Source organism: Aliidiomarina sp., assembly GCF_022565475.1.
Lineage (GTDB): Bacteria > Pseudomonadota > Gammaproteobacteria > Enterobacterales > Alteromonadaceae > Aliidiomarina.
In genome coordinates, this window is sequence record NZ_JAIUMR010000011.1 from 50222 (window position 1) to 63434 (window position 13213).

Genomic DNA, 13213 nt, shown 5'->3' on the forward strand with positions numbered 1-13213 from the left:
CACTTTTTGTGGAAGCGCTACCTGGTCGCTTCCTATCCTTAGCGGTTTAATCGATTCTCAATTAACGAATCTACCACACTCGGATCGGCGAGCGTAGAGGTATCACCCAAATTACTGTACTCATTGCTGGCAATTTTCCGCAGAATACGACGCATGATTTTACCCGAGCGAGTTTTCGGTAGGCCTGGCGCCCACTGAATATGGTCTGGCGTCGCAATCGGACTCAGCTCTTTACGGACCCACTGCACTAAGGTTTTGCGCAGATCGTCATTGGCTTCAACGCCATCAACCACAGTCACATACACATAAATACCTTGGCCTTTGAGATCATGCGGGTAACCGACCACAGCGGCTTCGGCAACGGCTTCATGGGCAACCAATGCGCTTTCAATTTCAGCGGTACCTAAGCGGTGTCCTGAGACGTTGAGTACATCGTCGACTCGACCGGTAATCCAGAAATGACCGTCGTCGTCGACACGTGCGCCGTCACCGGTGAAATAAACGTTTTTGTAGGTGCTGAAGTACGTCTGCTCAAAGCGCTCATGGTCGTTCCACAAGGTGCGTGCCTGACCTGGCCACGAGTCTTCGATAATCAAATTACCTTCTGTCGCGCCAGCAAGCTTTTTGCCTTCATTGTCGACTAACGCTGGTTTCACACCGAAGAACGGCAACATCGCCGAGCCTGGCTTCATATCAGTAGCTGCTGGGAACGGCGCAATCAAAATGCCGCCGGTCTCGGTCTGCCACCAAGTGTCGACAATCGGGCACTTGCTGTTACCGATAACCTTGTAATACCACTCCCACGCTTCTGGGTTAATTGGTTCACCCACCGAGCCCATAATCCGCAGCGAGTCACGTTTACTGCCCTTAGCTGCAGCATCGCCTTTGGCCATTAAGGCACGAATCGCTGTCGGTGCGGTATACAGAATATTAACTTGATGCTTGTCGACCACCTTACCAATGCGCGACACGTCCGGATACGTTGGCACGCCTTCAAACATCAGCGTGGTCGTACCGTTGGCGAGCGGGCCGTAAACAATATAACTGTGACCGGTAATCCAGCCCACATCGGCCGCACACCAGTAGACGTCGTCTTCTTTAATATCGAAAACATATTCGTGCGTCATTGACGCATACACCATGTAGCCACCCGTGGTATGTACAACGCCTTTCGGCTTGCCGGTTGAGCCAGAGGTATAGAGAATAAACAGCGGATCTTCGGCTTGCATCACTTCCGGTGGACAGTCGGCGTCACAATCACCAATGAGTTCCTGCCACCAAACGTCGCGGCCCTCTTGCATGTCAAAATCAACGTCGGTGTGTTTCAGAACCACCACGTGTTCAATGGTTGGGCAGGCGTCACCACTTAAGGCTTCGTCGACGTTTGGCTTCAACGCGACGCCTTTACCGCCACGACGGCCTTCGTTCGAAGTGATAATCACTTTCGCACCACAGTCATTCACTCGGTCGGCAATCGCATGCGGCGAGAACCCAGCAAAAATCACCGAATGTACCGCGCCTAACCGGGCGCAAGCCAGCATGGCATAGGCGGCTTCTGGCACCATCGGCATATAAATCGCAACGCGGTCGCCCTTCTTCACACCGAGTTTCTTTAGACCGTTGGCAAAACGAGCCACTTCTTCATGGAGTTCACGGAACGTAATGTGCTTTTGCACATCAACTTCGTCACCTTCCCAAATGATCGCGGTCTTGTCGCCGCGCTCACTCAAGTGACGATCAACACAGTTGTAGCAAGCGTTAAGGGTGCCGTCGGCATACCACTGAATGTCGAGTTCACCAGACGCAAAGTTAGTCTTCTTAACTTGGCTATACGGGCTGAACCAGCTAATACGCTTACCTTCTTCTGCCCAAAACGCTTCTGGGTCAGCAATCGACTGCTGATACTTCTCCGCATAGGTTTGCGGATTCAGCCGTGCAGACGCTTTCACTGCTTCAGGCATTGGATAACTCAGTGCTGACATATTTCATTCCTCCTAAATTCTATAGCCTCATTTGTACTGATTTCGCTGGCTGAAACCTATTAGACCATAGTCTAGATTGACCCATTGCGCATCTTCCCGAATGCTTAAAAGCACGCACAAACCTGCAGTAGCTGTGCACTCAAGGCATGCCAACAATGCCATAAAAGACAACATGAGGAAGCTTACATGCAACGTTTACAAACCGCGATGACGGCCACTGCTGTTGCTGCTGCGTTAACCGCAGGCGGCCTAATCAGCATGGCTAGCGCCAAGGCAGAAACCGAATTTAGCTATGGCGGCTACATCAAACTCGACGCCATGGTTACCCGCACCGACAGTGGCTCGTTGCCGTCAGGCAGTATTGGCCGGGACTTTTACATTCCTGGCTTAACCCCAATTGGCGGCGATAGCAATACATACACGGATTTTCATGCGCGCGAAACTCGGTTCTTCTTCCGTGCCAACCAAACCTTGGAAAATGGTGAGACCATTTCTGGTTATGTCGAGTTCGATTTCCTCGGCACACCGGGCGGCGATAAGCGCGTCACCAACTCCTACTCGCCGCGCGTCCGCCACGCCTATATTCAATACCGTAATTGGCTCGCCGGCCAGTTTTGGAGCAACTTCCAGGATACGGCAATTATTCCTGAATCGGTTGACTTTATTGGTTCACCAGACGGCATTGTGTTTAACCGTCAGCCACAGATTCGTTACAGCAACAACGGTTTTTCCGTGTCTGTCGAGCAACCAGAAACGACGGTGACGCCAAACCTCGGCGGCACAGCACGTATCACCACGGGTGACACCGCGATGCCGGATCTCACCGCCCGCTACCAGCAACAGGTGGACAACATTCACTACAGTATTGCCGGTATTTTCCGTCGTTTAGAGTATCGCCAGAACGGCGTCGATGCGACTGAAACCGGTTGGGGTGTAAATTTAACCACCAAAATCAACTTCGGCCCGCACGATTTGCGCGCTGGTATCGTTCATGGTGAAGGGATCGGCCGTTATGTCGGCGTCAACTCCGTCAACGACGCTGTGGTCGATCAGGCGCTGAACTTAGATGCACTTGGCTATACCGGCTTTTCATTGGCCTATCGCCATGTCTGGAATGCCCAATATCGAAGCAACTTGATTTTCACCCGCGGCAAATTCGAAGACAAACGCGAATTGACCGGATTGAATGCCAACGATCACACCCAGCGTATCGCTGCGAACTTGATGTATCAAGCCAACGAGCGCATGGTCGTCGGTTTCGAATATAGCCGCGCAACCCGTGAATTACTCTCTGGCGACGATGGCAATCTCGATCGTGTGCAAGTAAGCGTACAGTACGCGTTTTAAGCCATTCATCGCAAATTCCAGTCGGTCGTTGTGAAATACAGCGGCTGAGCTGCCCCCCCAAGGAAAATTTGTTACACTCCGGCGTTCAGTTTGCAGTTAATGAGCGTCGGAGTTTTTTTATGTCTGAGATAAAGTCACCCGATAACGACGACGAAATCGCGCTGTTTCAAGAGCTCATGCAAGACGTTAAGCCGCTGACTAAGCCCGATACCGTTGCGCTTGAACGCAGCTGCCTGACCACCGAGCAACAAGCCGCTCGGCGCGAAGCAGCCATGGCAGCTGCAGAAGCAGAAGAAGCTGCCGCGCTAAGTGAACAAGTGCGTGACTGGGTTGAACCCAATGACCCCATCGAGTGGCGACTTAATGGCATCCAAGACGGCGTGTTTCGTCAGCTCAAGCGTGGCCACTACGAACCGCAAGCGACCTTGAACATGCACAATATGCGCGTCAGCGAAGCACGGATCGAAATCAGTCGCTTTATCAAAGAATGCTACCGAACTGGTGTTCGCACCGCGCTGATCATTCACGGCATCGGCTTGAAAAGCCAGCCTCGCCCGGGCTTATTGAAAAGCTTAGTCAATCAGTGGCTACCAGATATTGAGAATGTCATGGCATTCCATAGCGCCCAAAAATTTCACGGTGGCATGGGCGCAACCTATGTCATGATTCGGAAAAATCAAAGTGTTAAACTTGCGACCAAAGAACAAAATCGGAAACGATAGACCGCACTGTCGCGGACTATTCAGGTGGGCAATACAGGAATTAACTATGCGTATTTGGCAAAAAATCACTCATCTTTCACTCGTTGCTGTTGTCGCAACGTCCCTCTTCGCTTGGGCTCCAAACGCTCACGCGGATGACAGTACTTCAGTGCAACCACAACGAATTATCCTTGTCATTGCAGACGGCATGGGCTTCCCTTACTTAACTGCATACCGGTACTTCAAAGACGGACGCAATTTCACCCATGCCAGTGACATTTCACCAACCATTTTCGATAACTACTTGGTTGGCGCCGCAAGCACCTACCCTGCGGACGACACCTTAGTCACGGACTCTGCCGCGAGCGCCACAGCACTCGCCACCGGCATTAAAACATACAATGGCGCCATTTCCGTCGATGCCGACGGTAATCCGCTGAAGACCATGATGCAAATTGGCCGTGAAAACGGTTGGTTGACTGGCGCAATCGCGACCACCCGAGTCACCCACGCAACGCCAGCTGCTTTCTATACTCACGTGCCGTCTCGCCGAATGGAAGATGAAATTGCCGACCAATACGCAACATTAGACGAGAACGGTCAACCCATCTTCGACCTGTTGCTCGGTAGCGGCCGTAAACACTTTGTTCGCACTGACGAAGACGGTACAGAAATTAACCATTTAACGACGCTCACCGATGCCGGTGTTCGCATCGTTGAAACTTACGAAGAGCTGCATGCGCAACAACGTCTGCCGGTACTTGGCCTGTTCTTCGACGATGCTTTCCCGTACGTGATTGACGACGAAATGCGTTTAGAACAGCTATCGCGCCATGGTCTTCGCTTATTCGACAACACTGATCAGCCCTATGTGGTCATGATCGAAGCGTCAATGGTCGACTGGTGTGGCCACGCCAATGACATTGCTTGTGCGATGCGTGAAATGGAAGAACTCGACCACTTGATGCAGTTTCTAGAAGCGTACGCCAACGAAAATCCGGGCACGCAAGTCCTACTCACAGCCGACCACTCAACGGGCGGCTTAACGCTCGGTGCTGACGGTAATTATCAATGGCGCGCCGCTGACGTCGCCCGCATTGGCCGCGGCTTGCGCACCATGGCTGAAGACTTAACCAGCATGCCGTTCATCGACTGGGAAGCTTATGTTGAGCAGTACCTGCCATTCCCACTTACAGTCGACCAACAAAATGCACTACAAACAGTCGCGCAAGACAGCGGCTCGCGCCATCGTCAACGCATTCAAGACGTGCTCATTGACATTGTTCGCTACCACACCAGCACCGGCTGGACCACGGGCGGTCACACCGGCGAAGATGTCCCAGTCATCGCTATCGGCCCTTGGAGCGACCGCTTCCGCGGCTTCCAAGACCAAACCGATATCGCCGACATCATCATCAACTGGCTGCAATAACGAGCTTAGTGCCGCGAAGCCGCTTCCGCGCTGCATGCCTCGCGCGGTCAGAAAGCTGAGCTTTGTGCGTCGAAGCCGCTTCCGCGGTGCACGCCTAGGGGTGTCAGAGACGCCGTGAACCCATCCATGGGGGCTTGGATGCCGCATCCATGCGGCATACACTCTGCCACCCCTAGGCGCACACCGCTAGCGCTGGCTTCGAGCATGATGCTTACTGTTCTGACCGCACCAACCGTGCTTCGCTTACGCTGGCTTCGTTGCATTGACTGTATATCTCTAACCGCACCAACCGTGCTTCGCTTGCGCTGGCTTCGCTGCACTGGCTGTATATCTCTGACCGCCCGCTCGCACACCCAAACAATTGACCAATCTTGACTAGTAACTTGCTTCTCGCCTAGCTAGAATTAAACGCATGTTTAAATTTCTAGGTGAAAGCAAAAATGAGTGACGTGGCGAAGTTTTCTGACGTTTTAGCGAGTATTGACCCTGATGCAGAGCAAGAATTTGTGTTGCCGCAAGGTTGGGCACAGGGGCGTGCATTCTTTGGTGGTTTTTCGGCAGCGATCGCGTTTCAACATGCAAAACTCGGCGTTGATCTTGAGCAACCGATTCGAGCACTAACCATTTCATTTGTCGGTCCGCTAGAACCTGGAACGGCCACTTTGCAACGCACCATTTTGCGTAAAGGTAAAAGCGTCACCCAAGTCCGCGTGGAAATTGTGCAAAATGGCGGTGTGCAACTAAGTGGCTTATTCACGTTTGGCCGTTCACGGCCCTCGCAAGTCCGCATCACGGACACCTTACCTGCTGAGGTACCCAATCGTGAACACGGCTTGCCTTTCCCGAAAACACCCATTCTTCCTGAATTTGCACATCACTTTGACTACAGCGTCACGGTCGGTGGTTTACCGTTTAGCAACACCCAGTCGCGTCAATTTGGAGGTTGGGTACGTTTCTGTAACGAAGACACACCAATCGACGTCGGCCTCTTTCTTGGTCTCGTCGACGCTTGGCCACCTGCGGTATTGCCGATGCTGAATCAGCCGGCACCTGCTAGCTCATTAACGTGGACGATCGAGTTCCCAGAATTATTACCGACCCACAAAAAAGCCACCGACTGGTGGCAGTATGTTGCCTATATCGATTACGCCGCTGATGGTTACGGCCACACCCATTCCCACGTGTGGGACGATGACGGCAACCTCGTCGCCATCAGCCGCCAAACCATCACCGTATTCGCCTAGCTACGAAGCCAGCGCAAGCGCTGTGCGATAGGCTGTGACAGAGTGTATGCCGCATGGATGCGGCATCCAAGCCCTCATGGATGGGTTCACGGCGTCTCTGACACAGTCTGTCGTGCGGCGCAAAAGCGGCTTCGAAGTTTGCGCGAGAGGGTTGGGCTGCGCGATGACAGAGTATATGAGGCATGGATGCCGAATATAAGCCCCCAGGGATGGGTTCACGGCGTCTCTGACATCGTGTAGCCCAACCCTCGGAAGCAAACTTCGACGGCGACGCTAGCCTAAGCTGCGGCGGGCGTTGCGGAAGAGGCGTAGCCAGGCGCCGTCTTCGCCCCAGGATGAGGGGTACCATGAGTTGGCCACGGCGCGGAAAACGCGCTCAGGGTGTGGCATCATGATGGCAACGCGACCGTCGGCATTGGTTAGGCCGGTGATACCTTGTACGGAGCCGTTCGGGTTCGCTGGGTAACTTTCCGTCACCTTGCCATAGTTGTCCACATAACGCAGCGCAATCAATTGATCGGCATTGAGCGCCGATAGAGCTTGGTTGGCGTCGTTACGACTGAATTCAACGCGACCTTCACCGTGAGAAACCGCGATGGGCATGCGCGAGCCAGCCATGCCAGCAAACCATGGTGACTTATTGTCTTGCACTTCAACCATCGCCACGCGCGCTTCAAAACGCTCAGAGCGGTTCGTGACAAAATGCGGCCAATGCTCCGTGCCCGGAATAAGCTCATGTAAGTTCGACAACATCTGACAGCCATTACACACGCCGAGCGCCAGCGTGTCTTGGCGAGCAAAGAAGTTACTGAATTGCTCCCGCGCATTGGCATTGAACAGAATTGATTTCGCCCAGCCTTCACCAGCACCGAGCACGTCACCGTACGAGAAGCCACCACAGGCGGCCAGCGCTTGGAACTCGTCTAAGCTAACACGGCCAGTAAGAATATCGCTCATGTGCACGTCAATCGCGCTAAAGCCGGCACGGTCAAAGGCCGCTGCCATTTCGTAGTGGGAGTTAACGCCCTGCTCGCGCAGAATCGCAATTTTCGGTGCCACACCTTTCAGAATAAACGGCGCCGAAATATCTTCCGCCGGATCATACGTCAATTGCGCATGTAAACCTGGGTTATTGGTGTCTTGCTTGAGGGCAAATTCTTCGTCCGCACAGGCTGGGTTATCCCGCAAGCGTTGCATTTGATGCGTCGTTTCCGCCCAAGTGGTACGCAGCTCAGAACGCGTTGCTTGATACACCACTTGCTCGTCCTGACGAATGACAAGTGAGTCTTCACTTACCGCACGGCCAAGATTAACCAGCATATCGTCATAACCGGCGGCAGCAAATTCAGCGTTCAAACGCGCAGCGACGGCTTCTGAAACCTGAATCACGGCACCAAGTTCTTCACTAAATAACGCAGCAACCGTGTCTTGACCAGCAGGCAGATCGATTTCAACACCGCAGTGGCCGGCAAACGCCATTTCTGCCAAGGTCACCAACAAACCACCGTCTGAGCGGTCGTGGTACGCCAGTAGTTCGTCATTCGCCACCAAACTTTGAATGGTGTTGAAGAAGAAACGTAAATGCTCTGGTGAATCTAAGTCAGCTGGCTCAGCGCCTAACTCACGATACACTTGCGCCAGCGACGACGCGCCTAAACGGTTTTGACCACGGCCCAAGTCGATCAACATGAGGCGGGCATCATCGCGCTCCGCGCGCAACATTGGCGTAACGGTTTTGCGCACGTCCTGTACCGGTGCAAATGCGGTGATCACGAGCGACAATGGCGAAATAACCGCTTTGTCGCTGCCGTCTTCTTGCCAACGCGTCTGCATTGACATGGAGTCTTTACCGACCGGGATAGTTAAACCGAGTGCCGGACAGAGTTCTTCACCCACGGCTTTCACCGCCGCATACAAACCAGCGTCTTCACCTGGATGGCCTGCAGGCGCCATCCAGTTGGCTGACAATTTAATGCGTTTTAAATCACCAATTGCGGTCGCGGCAATGTTGGTAATGGCTTCTGCTACTGCCAAACGCGCAGACGCTGCATGGTTAAGCAAGGCCACTGGCGTGCGCTCACCCATCGACATGGCTTCACCGGCATAGGTGTCAAATGACGCAGCGGTCACACCACAGTTCGCCACCGGAATCTGCCAAGGGCCGACCATTTGGTCACGTGCGACTAAGCCGGTCACCGAGCGGTCACCGATGGTGATTAAGAATGTCTTTTCAGCGATTGTCGGTAGGCGTAACAAGCGGCTAACTGCATCTGCAACGTTCACGTTTGCTGTTGCTAGAGGCGTGCCCGCTACTTTGCCCGTCGTCGCTTCACGATGCATTTTCGGTGGTTTACCAAGTAACACATCGAGCGGCATGTCGACTGGGTAGTTATCGAAAACTTCGTCGTACAAACGCAGTGTTTGTTCAGACGTTGCTTCTCCAACAACGGCAAACGGTGCACGCTCACGGCGACATATCTCTTCGAACAGTTCGCGGCGCTCTGGCACTAAGGCTAAAACGTAACGCTCTTGCGATTCGTTACTCCAGACTGCCATTGGCGACATGCCCGGTTCGTCATTCGGAATAGCACGGAGTTTAAATTCACCACCACGGCCACCGTCGTTAACTAACTCCGGCAGCGCATTCGACAAGCCCCCTGCACCAACGTCATGAATAAAGGCAATCGGGTTGTCGTCACCGAGCTGCCAACAGCGGTCGATGACTTCTTGGCAGCGGCGTTCCATTTCTGGGTTTTCCCGCTGTACCGAAGCGAAGTCGAGATCTTCGGACGAGTCGCCCGACGCCATTGACGACGCTGCACCGCCACCCAAGCCGATATTCATGGCTGGGCCACCGAGCACAACCAACGGTGCACCGACGAGAATTTCACCTTTCTCAACGTGGTTTTCACGGATGTTACCGAGACCACCGGCGATCATAATCGGCTTATGGTAGCCACGAACTTCTTCGCCGTTAAAGCTGACCACTTGCTCTTCATAGGTACGGAAGTAACCGAGAATATTCGGCCGGCCAAATTCGTTATTAAACGCCGCACCACCGAGAGGGCCTTCGATCATAATCTCGAGTGCGCTGACAATCCGACTTGGGCGCCCAAAATCTTGCTCCCACGGCTGTTCAAAGCCCGGAATACGCAGATTTGACACCGAGAAACCGACTAAACCGGCTTTTGGCTTGGCACCAATACCGGTTGCGCCTTCGTCTCGAATCTCACCACCAGAACCAGTTGCGGCACCTGGGTAAGGTGAAATTGCAGTTGGGTGGTTGTGGGTTTCGACCTTCATCAAAATATGAATTGGCTCGCCATGATAACGATATTCACAGCTGCCTGCGTCTGGGAAGAAACGACCGGCTTCGCAACCCACCATGACCGCGGCGTTATCTTTGTAGGCTGACAAGACGTAATCAGGCGTCGCTTCATAAGTACGCTTGATCATCTTAAACAAGGATTTCTCTTGTTCCACGCCATCAATCGTCCATGACGCATTGAAGATTTTGTGTCGGCAATGCTCCGAATTCGCTTGCGCGAACATGTACAGTTCGGCGTCGACCGGGTTGCGCTGGAGCTTTAAGAAGTTCTCGGTCAAATAGTCAATTTCGTCTGCGGCTAGTGCCAAGCCTAAGCTCTGGTTTGCAGATTCAAGCGCTGCTCGGCCTTGGCCAAGGATATCGACCGTGGTAAACGGAGCGGGCTGTTGTTCTTGAAAGAGCGCAGAGGCGGCGGCAAGTTCGGAAAAAGTGCTCTCGGTCATGCGGTCGTGTAATAAAGCCGCAGCTTGTGCTTGTTGCTCGTTGCTGAGCGAGCCTTCTAACGAAACCTCTAAATAATAGGCAATCCCGCGTTCAATCCGGCGAATGTGTTGCAAACCACAATTGTGTGCAATATCTGTCGCTTTCGAAGCCCATGGTGAAATCGTGCCGACGCGCGGCGTGACCACCACAAGTTGCCCTTCCGGTGCGTGCGATTCACGGGTGGGTCCGTACTGCAATAAGCGGTCTAAAACGTGCCGTTGCTCATTCGTGAGCTCGACTGAAGCATTCACAAAATGGACAAACTCTGCATAGACCTGTTGAACGGGAAGGCCTGCAGCTTGCAGACGTTGAAGTAACTTTTCACGACGAAAATCAGACAAAGCAGGCGAACCGCGCAGGATATCCACTGGTTTAGCTCCGGATTAACTTGAAGGGATTAGGATGGCTCAGCATTATAATGAAATCTGTGCGAATTTGCGACCGTAAATGCGATGCAGTGACACGCAAGTTTTGCTATAACTGAGATTGTCTTACGAAGGAAAGTGGTTATCCCCTACATGCTGAAATGTTTTTCGACTAAAAAAAGCCGGCACTTACGCAGCACGAATGTGCGTTTCCGAGCGGCGCAGCGAACATTACGATCACTTGTAGTGATGCTATTTGCCTTGATCTTAGCCGCTTGTAACTTTGATAGCCTGGAGCAAAACCAGCTACAACGCATCGAAAATCGTGGTGTTTTATACGTTGGCACCATGATGGGGCCAACCAATTATTACCTCGATAGCTTTGAGCAGGAAGCCGGATTCGAATATGAACTCGCCCGTGGCTTGGCTGACAAGCTCGGCGTCCGTCTTGAAATCATCAATCGTTATGAGCTGCGCGAACTATGGGACTTACTCGACGCCCAAGAAATCGATTTTGTCGCCGCCGGACTCGATGTAACCGAACCACGTCTTCAACGCTATCGGTTTACGCCGGCCTATCACGCTGTTGATCAAAAACTCGTTTACAAACAAGGTACTCGTAACCGCCCTCGTGATTGGAGTCAGGTCGAAGGGATGATTCGTGTGGTCACCAGTAGCAGTCACGCGGAATTACTTTCCGAGTTAGAGCAAGAATATCCGCATCTGACGTGGACGAGTAGCCATCTTTATGACGCCGACGAGTTACTCGACCACGTGATTAACGAATCGATCGACTTTACCATTGCCGATTCACACCATTTAGATATTAAGCGCCGCACTTGGCCAGATTTAAGCATCGCCTTCACCGTGCGCAACCCAGCGCAATTAGCGTGGGCATTTGCTGACAATGGCGACGATTCACTGTATGCCGCTGCCATTGAATATATTGGTAAGCACCATGAAAGTGGCGAGCTACTTACGTTAATTGATCGCCACTTCGGCCACGTCTCGCAGTTCAATTATGTGGACACCCAAGCGTTTATTGCCGCAACAGAAACCGTATTGCCCGACTATATCGATTTGTTTCGCCAATACGCAGGTGACTTCGATTGGCGTTTATTGGCCGCGATCAGTTATCAAGAATCACATTGGAACCCTTGGGCGCGCTCCGCGACCGGTGTACGCGGCCTGATGATGTTAACGTTGCCAACTGCTGAGCAACTCAATGTGTATAATCGCATCGACCCGGAGCAAAGCATTCGTGGCGGAGCGGAATACTTGCGTCAGTTGCATCAGCGCCTGCCAGACCGTATGACCGAGCCTGATCGCACTTGGTTTGCTTTGGCGGCATATAATGTCGGTCTTGGGCATTTAGAAGACGCGCGGGTGATCACGCAACGCCAAGGCGCTGATCCGGATTACTGGATTCATGTGCGTGAGCGCTTGCCATTGTTGCGCCAGCGTCAATTTTATCGAAATACACGTTTTGGTTTCGCTCGCGGCGATGAACCTGTACGCTATGTAGAAAATATTCGCCGTTATTACGACACCTTAGTTTGGCTCGACGAGCAGGGACGTTTACCAGCCAATTAACAAATACAATTGCTGTATTGAGCAGCATAAGGAACCAGCATGGGTGTAGTCAGACGAGGCGCTGCAAACCGATTTATTCGCAGCGAAAGACGCCGACAATTATGGCGTAAGCACACGCGCATGGTCGTCGACCGCCGCAATAAATGGTTCTATTTAAACGAAACTTGCGGACTCAATCCGCTCCCTGAGAATTGTGCCGACCCTGAGTGTGAAGACGGCGATTTCGAATAGAGTTAATCGCCTATCAGCTTGGCTTTGAGTGCTTTTTTACGCGCTCGCTGTTGCTGAAAAAAATTTGAAATTTGCGCCGCACATTCGTCGTGTAGCACTCCAGGCGTGACATCGATCTGATGATTGAGTTGCGGATGTGCAACTAGATTAAACAAACTCCCTGCCGCTCCCGTTTTTAAGTCAAAGGCACCAAACACTAAACGCTGAATTCGGCTATGTACCAGTAGACCCGCACACATTGGGCAGGGCTCTAAAGTGACGTATAGCGTGGTGTCGAGCAACCGATAATTGCCGATCGCAGCCGCACCTTGACGAACGGCTTCCATTTCCGCATGCAATGATGGGTCCAACCCACCAATAACACGGTTGCGGCCGCGACCGATAATTTCACCTTGGTAGACCAACACCGCACCAACCGGCACTTCGCCGTCAGACTCAGCCTCTGCAGCGAGACGCATGGCCTCGCGCATAAATTTCTCATCTGTTGTCATGTCAATGATCTGCATG

General features: G+C 52.6%; 9 protein-coding genes. 6 read left to right on the top strand and 3 right to left on the bottom strand.

Features of this window, described 5'->3' with window-relative positions; translation table 11 throughout:
- Positions 1-38: 38 nt before the first annotated feature.
- Positions 39-1982: an acetate--CoA ligase gene (gene acs, locus LAT77_RS10170; protein ID WP_290564450.1), complete on the bottom strand. Its 1944-nt coding sequence runs from the start codon at positions 1980-1982 to the stop codon at positions 39-41.
- A gap of 186 nt (positions 1983-2168) precedes the next feature.
- On the opposite strand from acs, the gene LAT77_RS10175 reads away from it, so the two are divergent.
- From LAT77_RS10175 to LAT77_RS10190, 4 genes are all read left to right on the top strand, one after another.
- On the top strand, positions 2169-3329 hold the full coding sequence (locus LAT77_RS10175; RefSeq protein ID WP_290564451.1) for a DcaP family trimeric outer membrane transporter: 1161 nt from the start codon (positions 2169-2171) through the stop codon (positions 3327-3329).
- Between the two features lie 119 nt (positions 3330-3448).
- Positions 3449-4051, top strand: a complete 603-nt coding sequence (gene smrA / locus LAT77_RS10180; RefSeq protein ID WP_290564452.1) for a DNA endonuclease SmrA — start codon at positions 3449-3451, stop codon at positions 4049-4051.
- Positions 4052-4097: 46 nt separating this feature from the next.
- Positions 4098-5462, top strand: a complete 1365-nt coding sequence (locus LAT77_RS10185; protein WP_290564453.1) for an alkaline phosphatase — start codon at positions 4098-4100, stop codon at positions 5460-5462.
- 440 nt (positions 5463-5902) lie between these two features.
- Positions 5903-6706 carry a thioesterase family protein gene (locus tag LAT77_RS10190; protein ID WP_290564454.1) on the top strand — a complete coding sequence of 268 codons (804 nt, stop codon included), beginning with the start codon at positions 5903-5905 and terminating at the stop codon, positions 6704-6706.
- 273 nt (positions 6707-6979) lie between these two features.
- Here LAT77_RS10190 and purL read toward each other — a convergent pair whose 3' ends face one another.
- Entirely contained in the window at positions 6980-10885 is a 3906-nt protein-coding gene (gene purL / locus LAT77_RS10195; protein WP_290564455.1) for a phosphoribosylformylglycinamidine synthase, read from the bottom strand.
- Between the two features lie 150 nt (positions 10886-11035).
- On the opposite strand from purL, the gene mltF reads away from it, so the two are divergent.
- Positions 11036-12475: a membrane-bound lytic murein transglycosylase MltF gene (gene mltF, locus LAT77_RS10200; protein WP_290564456.1), complete on the top strand. Its 1440-nt coding sequence runs from the start codon at positions 11036-11038 to the stop codon at positions 12473-12475.
- Between the two features lie 39 nt (positions 12476-12514).
- Positions 12515-12706, top strand: coding sequence for a hypothetical protein (locus LAT77_RS10205; RefSeq protein WP_290564457.1), 192 nt, complete (start codon positions 12515-12517; stop codon positions 12704-12706).
- 2 nt (positions 12707-12708) lie between these two features.
- Here the strand turns inward: LAT77_RS10205 and tadA are convergent, their stop codons facing one another.
- A complete protein-coding gene (gene tadA / locus LAT77_RS10210) occupies positions 12709-13212 on the bottom strand; it encodes a tRNA adenosine(34) deaminase TadA (protein ID WP_290564458.1) in 504 nt (167 codons plus the stop codon).
- Between the last annotated feature and the right edge of the window lies 1 nt (position 13213).

Excerpts from the sequence above, each read along its gene's own strand:
- LAT77_RS10205 (WP_290564457.1), top strand. The coding sequence starts at position 12,515 with ATGGGTGTAGTCAGACGAGGCGCTGCAAACCGATTTATTCGCAGCGAA.
- smrA (WP_290564452.1), top strand. The coding sequence starts at position 3,449 with ATGTCTGAGATAAAGTCACCCGATAACGACGACGAAATCGCGCTGTTT.
- mltF (WP_290564456.1), top strand. The coding sequence starts at position 11,036 with ATGCTGAAATGTTTTTCGACTAAAAAAAGCCGGCACTTACGCAGCACG.
- LAT77_RS10185 (WP_290564453.1), top strand. The coding sequence starts at position 4,098 with ATGCGTATTTGGCAAAAAATCACTCATCTTTCACTCGTTGCTGTTGTC.
- acs (WP_290564450.1), bottom strand. The coding sequence starts at position 1,982 with ATGTCAGCACTGAGTTATCCAATGCCTGAAGCAGTGAAAGCGTCTGCA.
- tadA (WP_290564458.1), bottom strand. The coding sequence starts at position 13,212 with ATGCAGATCATTGACATGACAACAGATGAGAAATTTATGCGCGAGGCC.
- LAT77_RS10190 (WP_290564454.1), top strand. The coding sequence starts at position 5,903 with ATGAGTGACGTGGCGAAGTTTTCTGACGTTTTAGCGAGTATTGACCCT.
- LAT77_RS10175 (WP_290564451.1), top strand. The coding sequence starts at position 2,169 with ATGCAACGTTTACAAACCGCGATGACGGCCACTGCTGTTGCTGCTGCG.